The sequence below is a fragment of the Rhodoplanes sp. genome (assembly GCF_013377085.1).
Classification (GTDB): domain Bacteria; phylum Pseudomonadota; class Alphaproteobacteria; order Rhizobiales; family Xanthobacteraceae; genus Rhodoplanes.
On the sequence record NZ_JACAAX010000047.1, the window covers coordinates 29,662 to 53,500 of the forward strand.

24 protein-coding genes and 1 tRNA gene are annotated in these 23,839 nt (G+C 69.6%); 17 read left to right on the plus strand and 8 right to left on the minus strand.

Features of this window, described 5'->3' with window-relative positions; all coding sequences use genetic code 11:
• The first annotated feature begins 23 nt into the window (after window positions 1-23).
• The 3 genes from uvrB (at window position 24) to HXX10_RS24815 (ending at window position 4,044) form a co-directional block, all read left to right on the plus strand.
• Window positions 24-3,371, plus strand: a complete 3,348-nt coding sequence (gene uvrB / locus HXX10_RS24805) for an excinuclease ABC subunit UvrB (RefSeq protein ID WP_296525962.1) — start codon at window positions 24-26, stop codon at window positions 3,369-3,371.
• 83 nt (window positions 3,372-3,454) lie between these two features.
• Entirely contained in the window at window positions 3,455-3,733 is a 279-nt protein-coding gene (locus tag HXX10_RS24810) for a type II toxin-antitoxin system RelE/ParE family toxin (RefSeq protein ID WP_296525963.1), read from the plus strand.
• A gap of 8 nt (window positions 3,734-3,741) precedes the next feature.
• A complete protein-coding gene (locus HXX10_RS24815; protein WP_296525966.1) occupies window positions 3,742-4,044 on the plus strand; it encodes a HigA family addiction module antitoxin in 303 nt (100 codons plus the stop codon).
• Here HXX10_RS24815 and HXX10_RS24820 read toward each other — a convergent pair whose 3' ends face one another.
• Window positions 4,045-4,206 carry a hypothetical protein gene (locus tag HXX10_RS24820; RefSeq protein WP_296525967.1) on the minus strand — a complete coding sequence of 54 codons (162 nt, stop codon included), beginning with the start codon at window positions 4,204-4,206 and terminating at the stop codon, window positions 4,045-4,047.
• Between the two features lie 67 nt (window positions 4,207-4,273).
• On the opposite strand from HXX10_RS24820, the gene HXX10_RS24825 reads away from it, so the two are divergent.
• The 9 genes from HXX10_RS24825 to HXX10_RS24865 all read left to right on the plus strand — a co-directional run bounded on the left by HXX10_RS24825 (window position 4,274) and on the right by HXX10_RS24865 (window position 14,290).
• Window positions 4,274-5,716 carry an amidohydrolase gene (locus tag HXX10_RS24825; protein WP_296525968.1) on the plus strand — a complete coding sequence of 481 codons (1,443 nt, stop codon included), beginning with the start codon at window positions 4,274-4,276 and terminating at the stop codon, window positions 5,714-5,716.
• 320 nt (window positions 5,717-6,036) lie between these two features.
• On the plus strand, window positions 6,037-6,834 hold the full coding sequence (locus HXX10_RS24830; protein WP_296525969.1) for a GntR family transcriptional regulator: 798 nt from the start codon (window positions 6,037-6,039) through the stop codon (window positions 6,832-6,834).
• Window positions 6,831-7,868, plus strand: a complete 1,038-nt coding sequence (locus HXX10_RS24835; protein WP_296525970.1) for an ABC transporter substrate-binding protein — start codon at window positions 6,831-6,833, stop codon at window positions 7,866-7,868. Before HXX10_RS24830 ends, HXX10_RS24835 begins: the two co-directional genes overlap by 4 nt.
• A gap of 159 nt (window positions 7,869-8,027) precedes the next feature.
• A complete protein-coding gene (locus HXX10_RS24840; RefSeq protein WP_296525971.1) occupies window positions 8,028-8,843 on the plus strand; it encodes an ABC transporter ATP-binding protein in 816 nt (271 codons plus the stop codon).
• Complete coding sequence (locus HXX10_RS24845) at window positions 8,843-9,631, plus strand: ABC transporter permease (protein WP_296525989.1); 789 nt, start codon at window positions 8,843-8,845, stop codon at window positions 9,629-9,631. The genes HXX10_RS24840 and HXX10_RS24845 overlap by 1 nt, the downstream gene beginning before the upstream one ends.
• Complete coding sequence (locus HXX10_RS24850; protein WP_296525972.1) at window positions 9,628-10,416, plus strand: ABC transporter permease; 789 nt, start codon at window positions 9,628-9,630, stop codon at window positions 10,414-10,416. Before HXX10_RS24845 ends, HXX10_RS24850 begins: the two co-directional genes overlap by 4 nt.
• A gap of 45 nt (window positions 10,417-10,461) precedes the next feature.
• Window positions 10,462-11,484: a hypothetical protein gene (locus HXX10_RS24855; protein WP_296525973.1), complete on the plus strand. Its 1,023-nt coding sequence runs from the start codon at window positions 10,462-10,464 to the stop codon at window positions 11,482-11,484.
• Complete coding sequence (locus HXX10_RS24860; RefSeq protein ID WP_296525974.1) at window positions 11,481-12,920, plus strand: amidohydrolase family protein; 1,440 nt, start codon at window positions 11,481-11,483, stop codon at window positions 12,918-12,920. Before HXX10_RS24855 ends, HXX10_RS24860 begins: the two co-directional genes overlap by 4 nt.
• Window positions 12,917-14,290: a dihydroorotase family protein gene (locus HXX10_RS24865; protein ID WP_296525975.1), complete on the plus strand. Its 1,374-nt coding sequence runs from the start codon at window positions 12,917-12,919 to the stop codon at window positions 14,288-14,290. Before HXX10_RS24860 ends, HXX10_RS24865 begins: the two co-directional genes overlap by 4 nt.
• 86 nt (window positions 14,291-14,376) lie before the next feature.
• Here the strand turns inward: HXX10_RS24865 and HXX10_RS24870 are convergent, their stop codons facing one another.
• The 3 genes from HXX10_RS24870 to HXX10_RS24880 all read right to left on the minus strand — a co-directional run bounded on the left by HXX10_RS24870 (window position 14,377) and on the right by HXX10_RS24880 (window position 16,347).
• Window positions 14,377-14,874, minus strand: coding sequence for a hypothetical protein (locus tag HXX10_RS24870; RefSeq protein ID WP_296525977.1), 498 nt, complete (start codon window positions 14,872-14,874; stop codon window positions 14,377-14,379).
• A gap of 288 nt (window positions 14,875-15,162) precedes the next feature.
• Window positions 15,163-15,948, minus strand: a complete 786-nt coding sequence (locus HXX10_RS24875; RefSeq protein ID WP_296525978.1) for a hypothetical protein — start codon at window positions 15,946-15,948, stop codon at window positions 15,163-15,165.
• Window positions 15,949-16,272: 324 nt separating this feature from the next.
• Window positions 16,273-16,347 (minus strand) — tRNA-Thr (locus tag HXX10_RS24880).
• A gap of 373 nt (window positions 16,348-16,720) precedes the next feature.
• Here HXX10_RS24880 and HXX10_RS24885 point away from each other — a divergent pair.
• From HXX10_RS24885 to HXX10_RS24900, 4 genes are all read left to right on the plus strand, one after another.
• Entirely contained in the window at window positions 16,721-18,166 is a 1,446-nt protein-coding gene (locus HXX10_RS24885; RefSeq protein ID WP_296525979.1) for a TIGR00366 family protein, read from the plus strand.
• Window positions 18,167-18,301: 135 nt separating this feature from the next.
• The gene (locus tag HXX10_RS24890) at window positions 18,302-18,511 is read left to right on the plus strand and encodes a hypothetical protein (protein ID WP_296525980.1); all 210 of its coding nucleotides are present in this window, start codon (window positions 18,302-18,304) and stop codon (window positions 18,509-18,511) included.
• A gap of 68 nt (window positions 18,512-18,579) precedes the next feature.
• Window positions 18,580-19,869, plus strand: a complete 1,290-nt coding sequence (murA, locus tag HXX10_RS24895) for a UDP-N-acetylglucosamine 1-carboxyvinyltransferase (protein ID WP_296525981.1) — start codon at window positions 18,580-18,582, stop codon at window positions 19,867-19,869.
• Window positions 19,870-19,993: 124 nt separating this feature from the next.
• Window positions 19,994-20,371, plus strand: a complete 378-nt coding sequence (locus HXX10_RS24900; protein WP_296525983.1) for a DUF1236 domain-containing protein — start codon at window positions 19,994-19,996, stop codon at window positions 20,369-20,371.
• A 19-nt stretch (window positions 20,372-20,390) separates the two neighbouring features.
• On the opposite strand, the gene HXX10_RS24905 is transcribed toward HXX10_RS24900, so the two are convergent.
• The 3 genes from HXX10_RS24905 to HXX10_RS24915 all read right to left on the minus strand — a co-directional run bounded on the left by HXX10_RS24905 (window position 20,391) and on the right by HXX10_RS24915 (window position 21,918).
• A complete protein-coding gene (locus HXX10_RS24905; protein WP_296525984.1) occupies window positions 20,391-20,855 on the minus strand; it encodes a DUF1801 domain-containing protein in 465 nt (154 codons plus the stop codon).
• Window positions 20,856-20,903: 48 nt separating this feature from the next.
• On the minus strand, window positions 20,904-21,272 hold the full coding sequence (locus HXX10_RS24910; RefSeq protein ID WP_296525985.1) for a hypothetical protein: 369 nt from the start codon (window positions 21,270-21,272) through the stop codon (window positions 20,904-20,906).
• A gap of 268 nt (window positions 21,273-21,540) precedes the next feature.
• Entirely contained in the window at window positions 21,541-21,918 is a 378-nt protein-coding gene (locus HXX10_RS24915; protein WP_296525986.1) for a hypothetical protein, read from the minus strand.
• 297 nt (window positions 21,919-22,215) lie between these two features.
• Between HXX10_RS24915 and HXX10_RS24920 the strand changes: the two genes are divergently transcribed.
• Window positions 22,216-23,091, plus strand: coding sequence for a DUF1236 domain-containing protein (locus tag HXX10_RS24920; RefSeq protein ID WP_296525987.1), 876 nt, complete (start codon window positions 22,216-22,218; stop codon window positions 23,089-23,091).
• 148 nt (window positions 23,092-23,239) lie between these two features.
• On the opposite strand, the gene HXX10_RS24925 is transcribed toward HXX10_RS24920, so the two are convergent.
• On the minus strand, window positions 23,240-23,839 hold a 600-nt coding region (locus HXX10_RS24925), incomplete at its 5' end, for a hypothetical protein (RefSeq protein WP_296525988.1).

The window sequence follows — 23,839 nt, forward strand, 5'->3', positions numbered from 1 at the left end:
GGTCGCCGGCCCATATTGCGGCCATGCCCAAGCCTCCGATCGAGCCCCCGACCCAGCCACCCGGCCCGACCTCCGATCCGTCGTCCGCGAGCCCGCAAAAGCCCCGCAGGGAGCCGCCCCGCAAGGATCCGGTCCGTAAGGATCCGGCGCGGCCGACCCGGGCGAAGGCGTCGCGCGAAACTCTGCCGCCGATCGCGCCGGCGCTCGAATCGCTGCTCAATCCCGGAATCGCCCGCGGCGAGGCCGGCATCGGCTCGCAGACCGGGCGAGACCGGTCGCACGACCCGGGCCGCGACCCGGCGCCCGACCGCAGGGCAGACAGTTCGCCGAGATTTGAACCACAGGCGCCGAAATCCGGGCTGCAGCCGCCGGCCGACAACTCGCGCGACCGCCGCGCCGACTTTTCCGCCGCCCATATGGCCCGCCGCTCGGCCCAGCACGGCCACCCCGTCCCCGGCCCTCCCCCGCAGGCGGGGGAGGGAGACGCCGGGCCCGGCTTCGGCGAGGCGCCGCAGGCGAGCTACCTCGACGCCGAGGAGCTGCGCGAGGCCTCGCCCGAGCTCGCCCGTGCGCTGGGGCTGACCGGAGACGATGCCGAACCGCCATCGGGCACGACCCCTGGACTCCCCTCCCGCTCGTGGGGAGGGGTTGGCGGTGGGGGTGCTCGACAAGCGCCGTCGACCGGGGCTACCCCCCTCCCCGACCCTCCCCCGCAAGGGGGGAGGGAGCAGACCGGTGGTCGGACGAAGGGCAAGGCGCCAAAGGGAAGCGTATCCCCCGAGCCCGCCCATCCGTTCGGCTTCACCGGGGCGAACGCCACCGCGCAGTCGCTGGACCGGCTGCTGCGCGAGGGGCGGCCCGAGCTGAACGAGCAGGCGTGGACGCCGCACCGGCCGCCGCGGCCGGAGAAGAGCGAGGGCGGCCAGCGCCTGGTGGTGAAATCCGATTTCGAGCCCAAGGGCGACCAGCCGACTGCCATCGCCGACCTGGTCGAGGGCATCCGTCGCCACGACAAGACCCAGGTGCTGCTCGGCGTCACCGGCTCGGGAAAAACCTTCACGATGGCCAAGGTGATCGAGGCGACGCAGCGCCCCGCCCTGATCCTGGCGCCCAACAAGACGCTGGCGGCGCAGCTCTACGGCGAGTTCAGGAGCTTCTTCCCCGACAACGCCGTCGAGTACTTCGTCAGCTATTACGACTACTACCAGCCCGAGGCCTACGTCCCGCGCACCGACACGTATATCGAGAAGGAATCGTCGATCAACGACCAGATCGACCGCATGCGCCACTCGGCGACGCGGGCGCTGCTGGAGCGCGACGACGTCGTCATCGTCGCCTCGGTGTCGTGCATCTACGGCATCGGCTCGGTCGAGACCTACTCGGCCATGACGTTCACGCTCAAGCGCGGCGACCGCATCGACCAGCGCCGCCTGATCGGCGATCTGGTCGCGCTGCACTACAAGCGCACGCCCGACTTTTCCCGCGGCACATTTCGGGTGCGCGGCGACATCGTCGACGTCTTCCCGGCCCACTACGAGGACCGCGCCTGGCGCATCAATCTGTTCGGCGACGAGGTGGAATCGATCGAGGAGTTCGACCCGCTCACCGGGCACAAGACCGACGATCTGGCCTTCGTGAAAATCTACGCCAACTCGCATTACGTGACGCCACGCCCGACCCTGCTGCAGGCGATCGACGGCATCAAGAAGGAGCTGCGCTGGCGGCTCGGCCAGCTCACCGACGCGGGGCGCCTCTTGGAGGCGCAGCGGCTGGAGCAGCGCACCATCTACGATCTCGAGATGATGGAGGCGACCGGAAGCTGCGCCGGCATCGAGAACTATTCGCGCTATCTCACCGGCCGGCTGCCGGGCGAGCCGCCACCGACGCTGTTCGAGTACGTGCCCGACAACGCTCTGGTCTTCGTCGACGAGAGCCACGTCACCGTTCCGCAGATCGGCGGCATGTATCGCGGCGACTTCCGCCGCAAGGCGACGCTGGCCGAATACGGCTTCCGCCTGCCCTCCTGCATGGACAACCGGCCGCTGCGCTTCGAGGAGTGGGACGCCATGCGGCCCCAGACGGTCGCGGTGTCGGCGACGCCGGGCGGCTGGGAGATCGGCGAGGCCGGCGGCGTGTTCGCCGAGCAGGTGATCCGCCCGACCGGCCTGATCGACCCGCCCGTCGAGGTGCGCCCCGCCCGCACCCAGGTCGACGACCTGGTCGGCGAGGTGCGGCTGGTGGCCCAGCAGGGCTACCGCGCCCTCGTCACCGTGCTGACCAAGCGCATGGCCGAGGACCTCACCGAATACCTGCACGAGCAGGGAATTCGCGTGCGCTACATGCACTCGGACATCGACACCATCGAACGCATCGAGATTATTCGCGACTTGCGCCTGGGTGCCTTCGACGTCCTCGTGGGCATCAACCTGCTGCGCGAAGGGCTCGACATTCCGGAATGCGCACTGGTCGCCATCCTGGACGCCGACAAGGAAGGTTTTCTGCGCAGCGAGACGTCGCTGATCCAGACCATCGGCCGCGCCGCGCGCAACGTCGACGGCAAGGTGCTGCTCTATGCCGACACCATCACGGGCTCGATGGAGCGTGCCATGGCCGAGACCAGCCGGCGCCGCGAGAAGCAGGAGGCCTACAACACCGAGAACAACATCACGCCGGAGAGCATCAAGAAGGGCATCGCCGACATTCTCGACACGCCGTACGAGCGCGACCACGTGCTGGTGGCGACCGGCCGCGGCGGCCCCGGATCGAAGTCGGGAGCCGGTTTCGAGGACGCCGCCACCATCGGGCACAATTTCCAGGCCGTCATCGCCGACCTCGAGGTCCGCATGCGCGAGGCCGCCGCCGACCTGAACTTCGAAGAAGCCGCCCGCCTGCGCGACGAGGTCAAGCGCCTTCGCGCCACCGAGCTCGCGGTGACGGACGATCCAACGGCCAAGGTGGTGGATATTTCCAAGGCACGGGCAGCGCGGGGTGGGGCCCCGGGCCGCAGCGCCCCACCCTCCCCTGGAGGGGGAGGGTCGCCGGCCAAAGGCCGGCGGGGTGGGGTGACAGCGCCCGACACCGGGCAAGGCTCCGGTGGCGTTCCCCGTGCCCGCCCCCACAAGCCCGACCTCGACGAGATGGGCATCGCGCTCTGGCACGAGCGCGGCGTCCACCGCCCGGACAGCAAGCGTCCAGACGCCGAGCGCCCGCGCAAGCCGACGCTCGACGAGATGGGCCCCGGCGTCGAGTCGATCCCCTACGGCAAGGACAAGCCCGCGGGCGACCGGCCCGCCGGCGAAAAGCCGTCCGGCCCCCGCTCCACTATGGGCCGCCCCGGCCAGCACGGCGGGTTCAAGCCGAAGCGGCGGTGATGTCGATCGCAAGCATTCCGTCCGCGTGACGGCACGGCCATTCCACTGGCGCTATTCCTCCGTAAGGAATATACTGCCGGCGGATGATCCGTTCGTTCAAAGACTCGGCGACCGCTCGCCTGTTCTCAGATGAGGACGTGCCGCGCTTTCGTGCCATCGAACGCCAGGCGCGGCGTAAGCTTCTGTTGCTGGACGGAGCCGCATCGCTGAACGATCTGCGTGTGCCGCCCGGCAATCGGCTCGAAGCGCTGAAAGGCAGTCGCGCCGGCCAGCATTCGATCCGCATCAATGATCAATGGCGAATCTGTTTCGTGTGGCTCGACGATGGTGCTGAGCAGGTCGAAGTCGTAGATTATCACTGAGAGCGAAAATGGCCGCGAAGAAGCTCCCTCCCATTCCGCCCGGCGAGATCCTGCTGGAGGAATTCATGAGGCCGAACGGGATCAGCCAGAACCGGCTCGCCCGTGACATCGATCTCGGTCCGGCGCGCATCAACGACATCGTGCACGGCCGCTCGGCCATCACGGCGGCCATCGCCCTGCGGCTCGCGAAGTTCTTCGGCACGACGCCGGAGCTGTGGATGAACCTGCAGTCCGGCTACGAACTGCGCAAAGCGCGCGCAGAAGACTGGCCGAAGATCGAGCGACGCGTGCGGGTGCTGGCGGCCGAGTGATCACGCCCGCTTCTGCCCCGCCTTCCCCGTCACCGGCACCAGATCGATGACCAGCCTGTGGCCGGTGGCGGCGGCGTAGTTCTCCAGCGTGCGGGTCGAGGGGTGCACGCGTCCGCCGTCGAGGCGGGCGACCGCAGATACCCGGCCGCATGGCACGCTCATTGCTGGTTCGGCGTCGTGCGCCGCGAGAGCGACGCCGCCGTTCACCACGCTTGCGCCAGGCCAAGACATGTCAGACCGCCTACTCGTCCGCGACGTGCTCGTGCTCGACGCGGAATCCGCCCCCGCCCGAAAGGACGTTCTTGTCGCCGGCGGCCGCATCGCCGCCGTGCAGGAGCCCGGCGCAACCGCAGAGGCGCGCGCGCCGCGCCCGGATGACGCGGGCCTGCGCATCATCGATGGGCGCGACCGCCTGCTGGTGCCCGGCCTGATCAACGCCCATACGCATTCGCCCCTCAACGTGCTGAAGGGCACGGGCGACGTGCTGAACCATCCGGCCTTCATGTGGCTGAACCAGGCCGATACGGCCGGCCGCAGCGCCGACGAGATCCGCGTCTCGGCACTGCTCGGCTGCATCGAGCATCTGAACAACGGCACGACCGCCGTGGTCGATCATTTCCCGGAGCAGGGTTTTTGTCCCGGCGACGTCGACGCGGTGGTCGAAGCCTATGCGGTGTCGGGACTGCGCGCGCTGGTGGCGCTGCGGGTGTTCGACGAGCCCTACACCGACATCGATCCGCCCGGCGGCCTGCCTGTCTCGATCGCGGCGCAGAATCCGCTGGCGCCGCCTCCGCTCGCCGACAGCCTCGCGCTGATCGAGGATGCCATCACGCGGCACGACGGCGCCGCCGACGACCGCATCACGATCTGTCCGGCGCCGTCCAATCCGAGCCGCTGCAGCGATGCGCTGCTCGACGCCGTGCGCGATATCGCTGCGCGACACGACACCGCCGTGCACATGCATCTGCTCGAGACCCGCGTGCAGGCCGAGATCGCCAAGAAACGCTACGGCACCACCATGGTGCGCCATCTCGACCGGCTCGGCCTGCTCGGGCCGCGGCTCTCCTGCGCCCACACGATCTGGATCGGCGACGACGACATCGCCCTGATGGCGGAGCGCGGCGGCATCGCGGTCCACAATCCGGAGAGCAACCTGAAGCTCGGCGCCGGCATCGCGCCGGTCGCCCGCATGCTGGCCGCCGGCATGACGGTCGCGCTCGGCACCGACGGCGCCTCGACCAACGACAATCTCGACATGCACGAGGTGATGCGCATCGCCGTGATGCTGCAGCGGCCGTCCGAGCCCGACCGCCGCCGCTGGCCGACCGCCGCCGATGGGCTGCGCATGGCGACGAGCGCGGGCGGCGCCGTGATGCGCTGCGCCGGCCTCGGCCGCATCGTGCCGGGCGCGCCGGCCGATTTCGTGCTGCACGACCTCGCGACGCCCGCGTGGACGCCGCTCAACGATCCGCTGACCCAGCTCGTGTTCGGCGCCTCCGGATCGACGGTCGATACCGTCGTGATCGACGGCCGCATCGTGGTCGAAGGCGGCCGCATCGTCGCCTTCGATCCGGAGCCGGTTTTGCGCGAGGCGAAGGATCTGGTCCGCCATCTGCGCGCGCGCAACACCGCCCTGTACGGACTGGCCGCCCGCATCGCCGCCCTGTCCTGATCAGGGTTTTCGAGCGCTTACGGTCCGCTCGTCCCCGCGAAGGCGGGGACCCAGGTGCGGCCCAGGAGCGGCGCGGCGTGTCGCCCCTGGATGCCCGCTTTCGCGGGCATGAGCGGAGGGCGAGGGACAAACTGGTCCACGCTCCTGCACGCTCCACGCGAATATGTGAGCGAATTTCGAAATTCCGTCGCTTTGCATACGAAACGGCACTTTGCCTACAAGGTTGCCCAATTTCCCGGCATTCGCCCCTCGAGAACCTCGCATACAGACCGGACCCGCGCTGGCCCGCCCCTTGCTGACGAGACGGCAGGGAGGCCGCCATGGAATTGGACGATGTCCGCACGATCGCCCAGGCCGTGCAGGGACGCCTGAGCACCGACATCCTGTTCGGCCGGCTGGCACCGGACGACCGGCTGCGGCTCGGGCCGCTGTGCGAGACCTACGCGGTCGGCATGAGCCCGATCCGCGAGGCCCTGGCGCAGCTCGTCGGGCGCGGCCTGGTGATCCAGGACGGCCAGCGCGGTTTTCGCGTGGCGCCGATCTCGCGGCACGAGCTCGACGACATCACGGCGACGCGGATCAGGTTGGAGACCATGGCGCTGCGCGACGCCATCGCGCACGGCGACGACGAATGGGAGGCGCGGATTCTCGCCGCCCATCACCGTCTCGCCCGCCGCCCGCGCACGCCCGACAAGCTGGTCGACGAGCCGTGGGAGGCGCTGCATCGCGGCTTCCATCTGGCGCTGATCGAGGCCTGCGGCTCAGCCCTGCTGCTCGAGTTCTGCAGCGACCTGCACGACCGCTTCGACCGCTATCGCCGTCTCGCCGTGTTGCAGGCCGGCCGCCATCCGAAGATCACGGCGAGCGCACACGGGGCCATCGTCGAGGCGGCGCTGGCGCGCGACGCCGAGCGCGCCGCCACGCTGCTCGCGCGTCACATCGCCGAAGCGGCCGCAGACGTCGCGCGCATGGGCGCCCCGTGCTTTCCGGATGGCAAGACTGCAGCCGCGCAGCGTGGCACGTCGCTTGCTGAGACACCGACATCCTCGCCTGCACGCCGCCGGACCGTCCGCGGCGCCCGCCCGCACGCATCGAGCCAGAAAGGAAAGCCGCGATGACCTCACCCGACCAGCGCATCCTCAGCCGGCGCAGGGTTCTGGAGATCGGCGGAACCGCGGCCCTGTCGGCCGCCATGCTGTCGCTCGGCGACCGCGGCGGCGTTTCGCGCGCCAACGCCGCCGAGACGGCGGTGTCGTTCCAGCTCTCCTGGATCAAGAGCATCCAGTACGGCGGCTATTTCGCCGGCATCGACCAGGGCATCTACAAGAAGTTCGGCATCGACCCGACCTTCGTGTCGGGCGGCCCCAACGTGGATCCCGTCGCCAACGTGGCGAGCGGCCGCTCGCCGATGGGCGACCGTCCCATCGGCCCGCTCATCGTGGCGCGAGAGAAGGGCATCCCGATCAAGGTGATCGGCACGGTGTTCCAGAAGAGCCCGTACAGCATCATCAGCCTCGCCAAGACGCCGATCCGCACCGCCAAGGAGCTCGCCGGCAAGACCATCGCGACCGCCACGTCCGGCCGCCCGATGATGATCTATCTGATCAAGGAGGCGGGCCTCGATCCGGCCTCGGTCAATCTGGTGCCGTCGTCACCCGATCCGTCGGCGCTGGTCAGCGGCCAGATCGACGGCTATGCCGGCTACTCCACCAACCAGGGCGTGATGCTGCAGACTCGCGGCATCGAGATCGTCACGCTCAACGCCCACGACCTCGGCCTGCCCGAGACCACCGGCACCCTCTACGCCCGCGAGGACTTTCTGAAGGACAACCGCGACCTCGTCGTGCGCTTCCTGCGCGCCTCGGCGGAGTCGTGGCGCTGGGCGCTCGATCATCCGGAAGCCACCGCCAAGATGATGGTCGAGAAGTACGGCAATCCCGGCCTCAACTACGAGGCGCAGCTCACCGAGATCAAGGACAGCAAGCCCTATATCGAGGCCGGCCCGGCGATGAGCCGTGGCCTGCTGGTGCTCGACATGCCGCTGTTCGCCAAGATCATCGAGCTCTACCGCACGGTCGGTCTCGTCAAGGGCGACATGAAGGTCGAGGAGCTGTGCGACCCGAGCTTCGCCGACGCGGCGGCCAAGAGCTGATACCAGTCTACACGAGCTCCGACCCGTCATGCGCGGGCTCGACCCCGCGCATCCATCGCTTGAAGTGAGCTTATTTCGAAATGCGCTGGATTGCCGGGTCAAGCCCGGCAATGACGTCGACGACCTGAACGCAGAGAGCTGAACGGAGACGAGCGCGCCGTGTCGCGGGACATCAAGGTCGACCATGTCACGATGGTGTTCGAGGGACGGGGCCAGCCGGTCATCGCCCTCGAAAAGGTCGACCTGCATGTCCCGACCGGCCGCTTCGCCTCGATCATCGGCCCGTCGGGCTGCGGGAAGTCGACGCTGCTGCGGCTCGTCGCCGACGTGATGCAGCCGTTTGCCGGCTCCGTGACGCTGTCAGGGGTTTCACCGCGAAAAGCGCGCCACGAGCATGCGATCGGCTTCGTGTTCCAGAGCCCCACGCTGCTGCCGTGGCGCACCGTGCGGCAGAATGTCGAGCTGCCGCTCGACGTCGTCGGCCGCAAGAGCACCCGCCGCTCCGCCAAGACGCCGGACGAGCTGATCGAGCTGGTCGGCCTGAAGGGGTTCGAGGGCGCGCTGCCGCATGAGCTCTCCGGCGGCATGCAGCAGCGCGTCGCCATCGCCCGCGCGCTGGTGCTCGAGCCCGACGTGCTGCTGCTCGACGAGCCGTTCGGCGCGCTCGACGAGATCACCCGCCAGCGCATGAACATCGAACTCTTGCGCATCTGGGCCGAGTCGGGCACCACGGCGCTGCTGGTGACCCATTCGATCGCCGAAGCCGTGTTCATGAGCGACGAGGTGCATGTGATGAGCGCGCGCCCCGGCCGAATCTCCGGCGTGGTCGACGTGCCGCTGGCGCGGCCGCGCACCCTCGACATGATGCGCACGCAAAATTTCTACGACTGCGTCAACCGCGTCCGCGACGGCCTGTTCGGCCGCGACGCCGAGCCGGCCGAGCACGGCGCGGGCGCGCCTGTCGAGGCCTGGTGATGGCCGCCGCCGGCACGCTGCAGAGAACCTGGGCCGCGTCCTGGCGGCCGCTGACCACGCTGGTGGTGCTGATCGCCGCCGCCGAGATCGCCCAGCGCGCCGGTCTGCTGCCCGTGTTCGTCCCCTCGCCCGGCCAGGTGCTGGCCGAGGCGATCCAGGATCCGCGGCTGATCACCGAGAATGTCGGCCAGACCGCCTGGCGGGCCGCCGCCGGCTACGGCATCGCCGCCAGCATCGCCATCGTCGCCGCCTCGGCCGCCGTGCTGGTGCGTCCGCTCTACGGGCCCGTCTACAATCTCGGCGTGACGCTGCACAGCATTCCGATCATCGCGCTGGCGCCGCTGCTCGCCACCTGGATCGGCAACGGCTCGCAATTGCAGATCGCCATCGCGGCGCTGACCAGCCAGTTCGCCATGCTGGTCGGCACCATCCAGGGGCTTCGCGCCGCCGACGAGCGGCAACGCGAGCTTCTCCATGTGCTGTCGGCGACCCGGCTGCAGATGCTGCGCTATCTGCTGGTGCCGAGCGCGCTGCCCTATCTGTTCGCCGGCCTGAAGATCGCCGCGCCCTCGGCGGTGCTGGGCGCCATCACGGCCGAGTGGGCCGGCGCCGATCGCGGCGTCGGCGCCATGATGCTGTACGCGCTGTTCGCCTACGATCCGCCGAAGGTGTGGCTCTCGGTGGTGCTCACCTGCCTGTTGGCGGCGAGCGGCTACGGCCTCTTCGCCGCGATCGAGCGCGTCGCCATCTTCTGGGAGCCCGGCGCGACGCTGGCGGACCAGCCATGAGCGCCGAGGATCTCTCCATCGACCGGCCGCGGGCCGGCCGGCTCCTCGCCCGACGGCTCGCGCTGATCGCCCTCACGGTCGGCATCCTGGTGCTCGCCTGGCAGCTCGTCGTCACCGGCCTGCGCATCCCGCCCTATCTGATCCCGGCACCCGGCCCAGTCGCCCAGGCCTTCGTCGCCAATCTCGGCGTGATCGGCACCCAGACGGCCTTCACGCTGACGGCCGCTGCGCTCGGGCTCACGGTCTCGACGGCGCTGGCGACCGGCATCGCGCTCGCCTTCTCGATGAACCGCAATCTCGCCCAGGCCTCGCTGCCCGTGGTGATCGCCTTCCGCTCCACCCCGGTCGCCGCCGTCGCGCCGCTCGCGATGCTGTTTCTCGGCCGCGGCATCAGCACCAGCATGGCGGTGGTCACCATCGTGTCGTTCTTTCCGCTGCTGGTGAACCTGATGCGCGGGCTCGCCGGCGCCGATCGCAACGCCGCCGAGCTGATGCATGTCTACGGCGCCAGCCGCTGGCAGCAGATGCGCTATGTCCGTATTCCGTATGCGCTGCCGTTCCTGTTCACCGGCATGCGCATCGCCGCGTCGAGCGCCATCCTGGGCGCCATGCTGTCCGAGTGGATCACCGGCTCCAAGGGACTCGGCAATCTCATCCTCGATTCCGGCGAGATGCGCGAGACCGAGCTTCTGTGGGCGGCGGTCGTCACCTCGATCACGATCGCGCTGTCGGTGTTCTGGATCACCTCGGCCGGCGAAAAGCGTTTCGTCCACTGGCGGGCCTGAGCCCGCTTTGTCATAGTTCGTCCAGGCCGGGATGAGGCTGCCGCCATGAGGCTTCTGTCCGAGCGCGATATCGAGCGCCTGCTCGACTCCGAAAGCGCGATCGCCGCAGCCGAAGAAGCATATCGCCGGCATTCCGCCGGCGCCATGCCGGCGCCCGGCCGTCTCGACCTGCTGCGCCACGACCCCATCGGCGGCGCCCTGGTGCTGGGCGGCCACTCGTTCGACCACCGCTTCGCCGTCAAGACCAATGTTCACGCCTATGCGGGCGACGCGACGCTGTCGCGCAGCGCCGGCAGCGCGCTGGTGCTGTGGGACGGCGTCGCCTGCGTGCCGCTCGCCTTCATGGCGACGACGGCGTTCAACGATCACCGCACCGCCGCCGGCTTCGCCGCCGCGGCCCGCCTGCTGGCGCCCAAGGACACCCATACGCTCGCGGTGTTCGGCGCTGGAAAGATTGCCCCGGCGACCGTGCTGTATCTCGCCGCGGTGCGCAAATTCTCGCGCATCCTGATCGTCGGACGCGACCAGGACCGCGCCCACGCCCTCGCCGCCGGCCTGGGGGTGCGACCGGAGCTCGCCGGTGCCATCGTCGCGGTGGAGAGCGATGCGGGCCGCGCCGCCAACGAGGCCGACGTCATCGCCGCCGTAAGCACGGCCGAGCAGCCGGTGTTCCCGGGCGAAGCGGTGCGGCCCGGCACCTTCGTGGTGCTGGGCGGCGCCAACCGGCCGAACACCCGCGAGGCCGACGACGCCTTCATCCGCCGCGCCCGCATCTTCACCGACCATCTCGACGGTTGCCTCGCCCGCGCCGGCGACCTCGTCATCCCGCTCGCCTCCGGCGCGCTGTACCGCGACCAGATTTTCGGGGAGATCGGGACCGTGCTGGCGACGGGCGTCGTCCCGCCCGCCCCGGAAGGCACCGACGTGACCGTGTTCAAGTCGATCGGCATCGCCGGCCAGGACGTGGTTCTGGCCGGCCTGATCTACGATCGCGCCGTACGGGACGGCGTCGGGCTGGAGTTCGATCCGCGCGACGGCCCTCACACGGCCGGCGCGGCCGTGCCATGACGACGACACTCATCCGCGACGCCACCATCCTGACGCTCGATGCCGCCGAGCGGATTTTTGCCCGCGGCCATGTCCTGGTCCGCGACGGGACGATCGTCGCCGTGGGCGACGACGATTATGCGGGTCCGGAGGTGCCGGACCGCACGCTCGACGGCGCAAGCCGCCTGGTCGCACCGGGCCTGATCAACGCCCACACCCATTCGCAGTCGAGCACCATGGCGGGCTTCGGCGACCGCCTCAGCCATCCGGCCTTCATGTGGCTGACCCAGGCGCACACGTCGCGGCGGACGCCCGACGAGATCCGCCTCGCCGTGCTGCTGACTGCCTGGGGCCTGATGACCAGCGGCACCACGGCGGCGATCGATCACTTCCCGGGCCAGCGCTTCACGGCCGCCGACATGGACGCCGTGCTGGCCGCCTGGGAGGAGACCGGCCTGCGCGTCGCGCTCGGCATGCGCTTCTTCGACGGCGCCTTCAGCGACATCTTTCCCGATGCGCCGCTGCCCGACGCGTTGCGCGACCGCATGGCGCAGGTCGAGATCCTGAAGCCGCAAGGAGTCGACGAGCTGCGCGACCTGATGACCGACACGATCGCACGCTGGCACGGCCGCGCCGGCCGGCTGTCGGTGTTTCCCGCGCCCTCCAATCCCGACCGCTGCACCGATGCGGCGCTTCTGCTCTGCGCCGAGCTTGCGGAACGACACGACACCGGCATCCACACGCATCTGCTTGAGACCCGGCGACAAGCCGCCCTCGCCCTCGAAAAGTACGGCGAAACCGCCGTGCGGCACCTGGAAACGCTCGGCGTCCTGTCGGCTCGCTGGTCCTGCGCGCATTCGATCTGGCTCGACGACGCCGACATCGACCTTCTGGCGGCGCGCGGCGCCGTCGCGGTGCTCAACCCCGAGAGCAATGCCCGCATCGGCACCGGCCTGGCGCGGGCACCCGAGATGCTGAGGCGCGGCGTTACGTTGGCGTTGGGCACCGACGGGGCGAGCGCCAACGACAACATGGTGCTGCACGAGGCGATGCGCGCGGTGGCGACCAGCCACCGCGCCGGCGAACAGGACCGCAGCCGTTGGATCACGGCGCGCGACGCGCTGCGGATGGCGACCGCAGGCGGCGCGGCGGCGCTGCGCCGGCCGGGCCTCGGTACCATCGCGCCCGGCGCGCCGGCCGACCTCGCGCTCTATCGCCTCGACGCGCCCTGGTGGGTGCCGCTCAACGATCCGGTGGCGCAGCTCGTCTTCGCCGAGACCGGCGGCGCGGTCGACACCGTGATGATCGATGGGAAGATCGTGGTGGAGAACCGCAAGGTGACGACCTTCGACACCCAGGCCCTGGCCGAGGAGGTGCGCGCCATGACGCGCTCGCTGCGCAAGCGCAATGCCGATCTGTTCGACGTCGCCACCGAGATCGCCGGGGTCGTGCCGTGACGCCGCCCCCGCCCGCGCGCCTCGTCGACCTCGTGATCACGGGCGGCCTCGTCGTCGCGCCGGAGACGACCGTGCCGGCCGCCATCGCGGTCGACCAGGGCCGCATCGTCGCCATCGGGCAGCCCGACGCACTGCCGCCTGCCCGTGAAACGATCGACGCGACCGGGCTCTTCGTGTTGCCCGGCGCCATCGATGTTCACGTGCATTTCCGCGAGCCCGGGTTCTCGCACAAGGAGACCTGGACGAGCGCCACGCAGGCCGCCGCGGTCGGCGGCGTCACTACGGTGTTCGACATGCCGAACACCGACCCGCCGACCGGAAGCGTCGCGGCCCTGGAGCAGAAGCACGCCATCGCGGCCGCGCAGGCGATCGTCGATTTCGGCCTCTACGGACTGATCGGCGAGACAAATCTCGATCAGCTCGAGGCGATGGCGCAGGCCGGCGCCGCCAGCTTCAAGCTCTATATGGGCAGCGAGAATCCCTTGGTGCCCTGCCCGTGCGACGGCGCCATCGTCGAGGCCTTCGAGATTATGGCGCGGCTCGGCATCCGCTGCACCGTGCATGCCGAGAACACGCCGCTGCTGTCCTGGCGGGGCGAGCGCCTGCGCGCCGCCGGCCGCACCGATGCGGCCGCCCATCTCGAACAGCACATCGACCTCGCCGCCGTCGAGGCGGTATCCCGCACCGCCGTGTTCGCCGAGTGGACGGGCGCCAAGGTGCACATCGCCCACGAGAGCACGCGCCATTCGCTGCCGCATATCCGCTTCGCCAAGGACCGCGGCGTCGACATGACGGTCGAGACCTGCCCGCACTATCTGTTCCTGTCCACCGACGACGGCGCCCGGCTCGGCGAGAATTTCATGCGGGTGAAGCCGCCGGTGCGCGAGCCGGGGCACGCCGGGCCGCTGTGGAACGCGCTTTTGGACGGCACCATCGACATCCTTTCCACCGACCACGCCCCGCATCTGCGCGCCGAGAAGATGCGGCCGGTGATCTGGGACTGCGCGCCGGGCTTTCCCGGCGTCGAGACCTCGATGGTGCTGATGCTCGCCGAAGTGTCCCGCGGCTGCCTCACGCTCGGCCAATACGTGCGGATGGCCTGCGAGGCGCCGGCAAAGGCCTTTGGCCTCTATCCGCGCAAGGGCGTGCTGGCGGTCGGCGCCGACGCCGACATCGTGCTGGTCGACATGGAAAAAACCGGCCGCGTCGCGGCCGACGGGCTGCACTCGATCGGCAACGCGACGCCGTTCGAAAGCTTCGAGATCCGCGGACGGCCGGTGCGCACCTTGGTGCGCGGCGCCACCGTCGCCCTCGACGGCCGCCCGGTCGGCACGCCCGGCTGGGGCCGCGCCGTCACGGCGCCGAGATAGACGCGGCCCGATGCCGGCGCAACGGTCAGCGCCGTGCCGCGCCGCGACGACCTTCGACTCCGGCTGCGGCCGGGCCGCTTCGACGCTCAGGCCGCCGGCGCCCTATCGGACCGCCGCCAGTGGCAGTCGCGGTGGCAGCAGCTCTCGTGTCCGTCCAGAACGCGCTTGTTGATGCGGAGCAGGCGGTCGCAGAGCGTCGAGATCGCCAGCGGCTTCTCGATCGGGTAGCAGACATGGAGGCCGAGCCCGTAACCGAGATCGGCGGCCGCATCGATGACGTTTCGGCCGGCTCCGCCGACGATCAGCACCGGAATGACGCAGCCGAGCGCCGCCAGCGCCGCGAAGAACTCCCCGACGTCGCGCCCCCCCACCGTCGTTTCCGAGACGATGCAATCGAAATTGTGGGTTTCGATCATGGCCTCCGCATCGGCGAAAGTGGGCACCGCGACCGGTGCCCATCCGACCGTCGCGGCGAACTGGGAGATCGCCCGCCGGCTGGCGGCGTCGTCGTCGAGGACCAGCACGGAATTGCGCCAGAGAATCCGGCGGGGCGTCGGAACCAGGTCGGTTGCGGGCGAGTGCATGTGAAGGCTCCGTCGCAAAGGAAAAGCGCCGCATTGCGACCGGACTGGATCGCCGTCGGCGCAGGAGACTCACGGAAGGGGGGTGATTACAACGTCACGAATCGGGAGCGTTGAGGCAGCAGTCGACGACAACGCCCGGTCGCCCATTGACGCCGATCAAAAATGGCAACCGCAGTGACAGATTTGACGTCGCCGCGGCGCGAAAAACACGGGTGGTCGAGGTGAGCGGGCGGTGGCGAGGCGGCCCGACGGGAGGTGTTCCGTCGCCCTGCGGCAAGGCGCGAGGACTCAGGAGGTCTGCATCCGAAGTCGCCCGAGCACGGTCGCTCGCCCCGAGACGACATAGCGGCGGCAGCGTCCGATCAGCTTCTCGGCCGGACCGCGAAGGCGCCCCGGCATCGTGCCGACGAGCCGGACCAAGGCCGGATGATAGGATGCGATCCTGTGGGTCTTGTGAAAGTCGCCGAACACCGAATCCCATTCGGCGTCGTCCTCGCCGAAGCTCTCCGGAACCCGGACGCGGGTGATGCTGTCGCCGATCGGTCCGGTCGCGACCGAGGGCGCATCGCTCAGAAAAAGCAGATGGAAGGACGATGGCGGGCGCCAGCGAGCCAGCGCCCGGAGCAATCGTTCCGCCGCGTCCGGCGGTGCCGTCCCCGGCATCTCGTGCCGGACGAACAGGATGCGCGCCGGCGATGACAGCGCCCGGCGGAAGCGATGAACCAGGAAAGCCCGCTGCGCCGCCACCCGCCCGTGCTGGGTCATGAAATCCGGATGCAACGGATAATCGTGGACGTGACCGAAATCGAAATGCCGATCGAAGACCCACCCGTCGCGGAACTCCATGCGGTCGGGCTGGAGCATTCCCGAGAACCCGGTCTCGATGGCGGCGACGGCCCCTCGTTCCGCGACCAGACCCAGTCGAACGGCATCGTGCCCGAATGGATCATCATGCGGCGCTGGTGCTGCGCCGTGTAGCAACGATGACCCAGGCTGATCACCAGATCGAGCATGCGACGACGTCCCTCCGATCCAAAACCGTCGACGAGCAGGCCGCACACGCGCATCGAGCAACCGAGCCGGGACCTTTCCCTGCGCCCCATTTGAGCGCGAGACGCACGTCAATGCAACCGTTAGGCGATCCGTACAGGAATACTAGTCATACGTGTTCGTGGGGATTTCCGGCACAAAGTCCCGCCAGCCGCGTGGCCTGGCCGAAACGGCATCGCAGCGCCGTCACGGGGTGGCTCGACCGGAGCATCGCGCGCGGGTCCCGCCTGGCGGCACCCGGCGGTCTCGCGCGAGGACGAACCCGACCCGCACGGGTCCACGGCACCGTCGCCCGAACAGCCGACGGCCATCTCGACCAAAAACCCGGTGTGGATACGGATCGTTCGCTGGTGCTGCCGGTCAGGATTGAACTGACGACCTCTCCCTTACCAAGGGAGTGCTCTACCACTGAGCTACGGCAGCATCGCGCCCGCATTTGCCGGGCGACGCACGGCTCGGGACGGGGGTTCCTTGCCACAAGGCCGGGGGCGGCGCAAGCGTCGGCCTAGGCCCGCCCGGGCGGTTCCAGGGGCAGCCGTCGCCGGATGGCCGCCGGAGCCCGTTGATTCGCCCACAAGCGGTTGATCTTTATCATTCTACCGAGGGGTGGCTTCGCCCACGATCCGGCCCGTGCCGGCCGCGCGGCCGGCACGGTGTGTATCTCGCGGTCGTCCCACCGGTGCTCCTCGTCTCGACAAGGCGAGCCGGTCGCTGGAGCGTTTCGCTCCGCCGACACCGTTTCGCCCCCGGAAAGCTGCGCCGGCGCCAGGCGACCGCCTCGAGCGGGGGCTTCAACATGAGCATCGATCTGGGCGTCGAGTCGCTTCGTCCGAAGAGCGGCCGCACGCCGGAACAGGAAAGCGGCTTCGCCCGCTTCGCCATCGTCTTCACCAACTGGTCCGAGCGCTGGTATCCGGACTCCTTCGTCTTCGCCGCCCTGACCGTGATCGGCGTGGCGATCGCCGCGGTGTCGCTCGGCGGCAAGCCGCTCGATGTCGCCGTCGCCTTCGGCACCGGCTTCTGGACCATCATCATCTTCACGATGCAGATGGCCATGGTGGTCATCACCGGCTTCGTGGTGGCGACCTCGCCGCCCGCCGCGGCCTTCATCGACTGGATCGCCCGGCTGCCGCGCACCGGCCGCGGCGCCATCGCCTTCATCGCCTTCGTCAGCATGTCGGCCTCGTTCCTCAACTGGGCTTTCAGCATGATCCTGGGCGGCCTGCTGGTGCAGGCGCTGGCGCGGCGCACCGAGCTCAAGATGGATTACCGGGCCGGCGGCGCCGCCGCCTATCTCGGGCTCGGCGCCACCTGGGCGCTCGGCCTCAACTCCTCGGCGGCGCAGCTCCAGGCCAATCCGGGCAGCCTGCCCAAGGCGATCTCGGACATCACCGGCGTCATCCCGTTCACCGAGACGATCTTCCTGTGGCAGTCGATGGCGATGGCGCTGATCATCCTGATCGTGTCGGTGCTGATCGCCTATTTCTCGGCGCCGCGTGCCGGGGCCGCCAAGACGGCCGAGGATTTCGGCATCGACCTGACCCCGAAGGTCGGCGACGGCTTCAAGGCGTTCCGCCCCGGCGAGTGGCTGGAGCGCACCCCGATCATCTCGATCCTGCTCGCCGTGCTGGGCTTCGGCTTCATCTATGTCGAGTTCACCACCAAGGATCCGTTGCTGGCGATCTCCAACCTCAACACCTACAACCTGCTGTTCCTGCTGGTCGGCCTGGTGCTGCATTGGCGGCTCGGCAACTTCCTCGCGGCGGTCTCCAAGGCGGTGCCGACCACGGCCGGCGTCTTGATCCAGTTTCCGCTCTACGGCTCGATCGCCGTGATGCTCACGGCCGTGAAGGGCTCCGACGGCTTCACCATCTCGCACCACCTCGCCAACCTGTTCGTCAGCGTCTCCAACCAGGAAACCTTCCCGGTGCTGATGGGCATCTACTCGGCCGTGCTGGGCTTTCTGGTGCCGTCGGGCGGCGGCAAGTGGATCATCGAGGCGCCCTATGTGATGCAGGCCGCCAAGGACCTGCACACCCACATGGGCTGGGCCGTGCAGGTCTACAACGCGGCGGAAGCCATCCCGAACCTGATCAACCCGTTCTGGATGCTGCCGCTGATCGGCGTGCTCGGCCTGAAGGCGCGCGACATCGTCGGCTTCACCTTTACGCAGTTCATCTTCCACATCCCGATGGTGCTGTTCCTGCTGTGGTTCTTCGGCCGCACCCTGCTGCCGACCTGACCGTGGCGACATGATCTTTCCGGGCGGCGGGCCTGCCCCGCCGCCCGGACCCGTTTCGGAGCATCGCGAATCGGGTCGCCGAGCGGCCCGGCAGGCGCGTTGCGCCGGCCGGGCCGCCGTGCTCTAAGGCCCGCCATGGCCGAGTCCGGAAAAGCGCAGGAGCGCGCCGCCCGCGAGCAGCGCCTGTCGGCGGCGCTGCGGGAAAACCTGAGGCGCCGCAAGGCCCAGTCGCGCGCCCGCACGGTGCCGGCTGCCGGGGCATCCCCGGACGCCGCGATGTCGCCCGAACGCCCGGCCGAGTCCCACGATTCCGCCGGATTCCTCGACGAGAACCAGCCCGGGTAGGCACGGGCAAGACAACACGCGGGCGGCGCTGCCGGACTATTCCGGCCGCTGCACCGGGAGGGGGCATCATGGACCGGATTCGCATCGTGGGCGGCAGGCCGCTGAATGGGCGGATCGCCATCTCGGGCGCCAAGAACGCCACCCTGCCCCTGATGATCGCCAGCCTGCTCACCGACGAGCCGCTGGTGCTGGAGAACGTGCCCCGGCTCGCCGACGTCGCCCTCCTGCAGCGCATTCTCGGCAATCACGGCGTCGACGTGATGGTCGGCGGCAAGCGGCCGGGCGACGGCGAGTACGACGGGCAGACTTTGCATATCTCGGCCAAGCGTATCGTCGACACCACGGCGCCCTACGATCTCGTCTCGCGCATGCGGGCGAGCTTCTGGGTGATCGCGCCGCTGGTCGCCCGCATGGGCGTCGCCAAGGTGTCGCTGCCCGGCGGCTGCGCCATCGGCACGCGCCCGGTCGACCTCCTGCTGATGGCGCTGCGCGACCTCGGCGCCGACATCGAGATCGACGGCGGCTACGTTCTGGCGAAGGCGCCGCACGGTCTGCGCGGCGGCGAGATCGTCTTCCCGAAGGTGACGGTGGGCGGCACCCACACGGCCTTGATGGCGGCCGTGCTGGCGCACGGATCGAGCGTCATCGAGAACGCCGCGCGAGAACCCGAGATCGTCGACGTCGCCGACTGCCTGATCAAGATGGGGGCCCGCATCAGGGGCGCCGGCACCTCACGCATCGAGATCGACGGCGTCACCCGGCTCGACGGCACGCGCCACCGCGTGGTGTCGGATCGCATCGAGACCGGCACCTATGCCATGGCGGTCGCCATGACGGGCGGCGACGTGCTGCTGGAAGGCGCCAGGCCCGAGCTGCTGCAGTCCGCCCTCGACGTGCTGGTCGAGGCCGGCGCCGAGATCGCGGCGACCAACGAGGGCATCCGGATCAGGCGCAACGGCGCCGGCATCGCCCCTGTCGAGGTGACGACCGCGCCGTTTCCGGGCTTCCCGACCGATCTGCAGGCCCAGCTCATGGCGCTGATGACGCGGGCCAAGGGCACCTCGCACATCACCGAGACGATCTTCGAGAACCGCTTCATGCACGTGCAGGAGCTGGCCCGCTTCGGCGCCGACATCCGGCTCGACGGCGAGACCGCGACCATCGCGGGCGTGCCGAAGCTCAAGGGCGCCCCCGTGATGGCGACCGATCTGCGCGCCTCGGTGTCGCTGGTCATCGCCGCGCTGGCGGCCGAGGGCGAGACGCTGGTCAACCGCGTCTACCATCTCGACCGCGGCTTCGAGCGGCTGGAGAACAAGCTGATCAATTGCGGCGCCGAGATCGAGCGCATCAGCGCCTGAGTTTTCACGCGGCCTCGAGAAAATCGGGGACGCCTCGTCGGGGAACCGATACCGCGGTGCGGCATTGGCTCACGAACAACCCACGCACCCCGCGAGGCGGATCATGCATTCCAGGATGCCACGTTTGGCCGCGCTGACGCTCGCCGGCACCCTCGCGGCGCTCGCGACCGCCGCACACGCCCAGCAGAACCCGCCGCTGCCGGCGATGCCGTCGACCGGCGGTGTGAGCACGCTGTCGAGCCAGCCGGTGGCTCTCACCGAGGATCAGAAGCGGGCGGTCGCCCGCGCCGTCGCACAGGCCGGCCGCAAGGTGGCTGTGCCGCCCGGCGTCGATGCCCGGGTAGGCGCCGAGCTGCCCGCCTCCATGGAGCTCTACATGCTGCCCGATGTGGCGCTGGCCGACATTCCGGAAGCCAAGCCCTATCGCTACACCATCGTCGAGAATCGCGTCGTGCTGGTCGACCCCACCAACATGCGGGTGGTCGAGGTCCTGGAGAAATAGCGAGCGCGGAGCTGCGGCGTCACGACGACGGGCCGGCGCTTTTCGGTCTCGACCGGGAGCCGGCGGATCGCGCGGTCGCCCGCGTGGCGACGTTCAGCGCAACGGCGGCACGAACAAGCGCCTTGAACGCCTCCTCGTCGATCTCGTCGCCCTCGCGCAGATCGATCGCCCGCCTGGTGTTGCCGTCGAGGCTTGAATTGAAAAGGCGCGCGGGGTCCTTCAACGAGGCGCCCTTGGCGAAGGTCATTTTCACGACGGCTTTGTACGTCTCGCCCGTGAAGATGATGCCGGCATGCTCCCACACCGGAACCCCTCGCCACTTCCACGTCTCGACGACATCGGGACAAGCGTCCTTGACGAGAGCTCGGACGCGGGCGAGCGTCTCGCCACGCCAGTCACCCAGCTCCTTGATCTTCGCATCGATCAGCCGAGCCGCGGACGCGTCGGCTGTGGCGGCGTCCGAACCGGTCGCGCTCTTGGTCATCTGGGCCAACCCTTCCTTGCGATCGCTGCCGATCGGGGCTCTTCGGCGCTACTTCGCCGGCGACCCGGCCTTCAGCATACGGCTCGCCGCGGTCGGCAGCACGTCGAGGTAAGGCCCCATGAAAAACCGCTCGCCGGTGCCGTCGCCGAACGACGCGTCATAGGCATCGATCATCTCGCGCACCGTCGCGGCGCAGGCCGGCATCGAGTCGACGATCAGCTCGCCCATCATCGCGTCGGCGCTCGCCTGCCGTGAGCGCGGATCGGCCGCGATGGTCCGCATCAGGCAATCGGTCGTGGCGTGCATGGCGCTCTGCAGGGCGGCATGCGGAACGGCGGCCTGCTTCGGCTGCGGATCGAGCGGCCCGGTTGCAGCCGTCACCACCAGCGACACGGCGAGCAGCGGTGCCATGATCATGGAACGTCTCCCCCGTTCGGCCCTGCACACGTCCCCCGCGCGCGCCCGCGCACTCCCGACAAAGCAAGAGGCACGCCAGCCACTCGCGGCGGCCACGTTCCAATCTATTGGAAACATCCTTAACGGCGCGTTTGGACTTGCGGCGTGGCCGTGGCGAAACAGGTGGCGGGCCGCGCCCAGGAACCCGGCCGGCCCGCGGGTCAACAGGTCGCCCCTCCCCCTGGGTTTTGCGGCGCCGCCGCGCTGCCCAGGGGAGGGTGAACGCCAATCAGGCCGGGCGGGCGGGATCGACCGCGGTCTTCCACTTCGACATGCTGTCCGCGATGATGCGGGTCGACGTCATGGCGGCCTGGTTGAGCTGGGCATAGCCGGCGAGCTCGCGCTGCACCCGCTCGCCTTCGCTCGAGATGTAGTCGCGCAGCGTCTGCAGCTCGCCGATCAGGTTGTCGATCTCGGCCAGCGACGTGCCGGCGACCCGCTGCACCAGGGTCGAGATGTTGCTCGCCGCGAACTCGCCCGAGCCGGTGTCGCCGCTGCGCCGCACCGGCGTGAAGTCGCGCCGGACGAACTCGCGGATCTCGCCCTCGAACGTGGTGGCGGCGGCCTCGACGTCGTCCTGCGGCTGGATGGTGGTGTTCAACGTCATTCTCCCCGTACTCCTGATTTGAACAAGTCAGTCCCCGTTGCGTGCGGCGCCCGAGCCCCGACCGCCTTTCGGCGGGCCCCCGGGGAGAAAGCGATGGCGCACCCAATCGAGACGATTAGCTCAGCCCAATGGGGCCTCGTCGGGGCCGATATGCGGCACCGTCTGCCCTCGTCGCGCCGAACGATCGTCGCATTTTGGAGATCCGGACCGACGCTCACGCATCCGTGTGACGGCATGGCGGAACGGACCGGGAGCGACGGCGTTTGGTTGCAGTGCCTTCAGCACCGGAGAAACTGCATGACCGCAACTCGCCTGCTCGCCGTCGGCCTGGCGCTCCTGTCGGGAACCGCCGCCGTGAACGCCCAGACCGTCATCTCCCGCGAGGTGTCGAACGAGCCCGTCGAGACCCTGATCACCCGCGGGCCGGACGGCATCACGGTGACGCGCCGGCCGCTGCAGACCATGGCGGCCCCGGTGGTCTCCACCACGCCGGTGTTCCCGACCTACGGCCCGTCCGGTGAGCTCTACACCCAGAGCTGGGTGCCGGCGCCCGCCTGGACCCCCGGCTATGCGGCGAGCCCGGGCTATGCCGTGGTCGCGCCCGCCGCGCCGGGCTATGGCAGCATCGACGTGCGCCCCTATGCGCCGCCGCCGGCGACGACCCGCACCGTCGTGGTCGACGAGGACGAGGTCATCGAGCCGACACGTCCCGCCGTGCGGACGGCGCGGCGCGGCACCCCGCCCATCATGGCGCGCGCCGTCGAGCCGGAGCCGCGCAGCACGCGGACCGTGACGCGGCGCGTCACCACCGAGCCGATGGCCCTGGCGCCGACCGAGCGCACCGTGCTGTACCGCACGCTCGGGCAGCAACAGTCCTACGACCCGACCACCCTCGAGGTGGTGACGCCGACCTACGCGCGGCCCTACGGCACCACCGTCTATGCGCCGGGCTACGCGCCGGGATACGGCGGCTACGCCGCGGCGCCGGCGGTCCGCGCCGTCACCTACACGGTGGGCTCGATCATTCCGGAGACCGTCACGCTCGCGCCGGTGCCGCGCCAGGTGCTGGTGCGGGTGCCGTCGGCCCGCGGCTACGGCTACGCCGTGGTCAACGACCGCGTGCTGCTGGTCGAGCCGACCACCGGCACCGTGGTGGCCGACATCACCCGCTGAGGCGACGCCGAGACGGCAAAGACGGCAAAGCAAGCGATGCGGCGGACCTCGTCCGCCGCATCCCGTTCAAGTCCCGCCCGGACATCCCCCGGATGACGATTCGAACCCGTCGAGCCCGCGCCGCCCGAGCGCGGCGCCCGTCACCGGCTCACGGTGACGACGGATAGCCGAACAGAATCTCGACGACGGTCGGCTTGACGCCCTTGATGCCGGCATCGGTGGAGACGAGCTCCTTGCCGGCCGCCTGCGCCTTGGCGGCATCCGCCGCCTTCGGATCGGCCGCCAGTCGCACGCCGACATTGCAGCCGCCCGGGACCGAGGCCAGCGCGCCGCCCTGCCAGTCCATCACGGCGCCGCCATCGGCCTGATCGAAGCCAGACAGCTTGAACGGCTTGCCGTTGAGCTTCTCGAGCGCCGCCAAGCCGAGCCCGAGCTTGAGGCCCTTCGGCCCCGTCCAGGTCGACTGGCCCGTGATGACGATCAGCGAGGTGTCGCTGCGCGCCGCCTCGTTCTGCCACAGCACCTCGAGCCGGCGCTTGGGATCGTCGGGGAACAGCACCGAGGCGTTGAGCTTGCTGCCCTCCGGCCCGTCCACCTCCGTGAAGGTGATGTTCTTCGAGTTGAAGGCCGCGGCGAGCGCCAGATGATTCGACGACTTGGCGAACACGCCCGAGCAGGCGATGGCGCGCGGCGCCGCCGCCGAGGGCTTCGCCCCGCCGGCGGCCGGGGCTGCGGCGCGGGCCGCGGG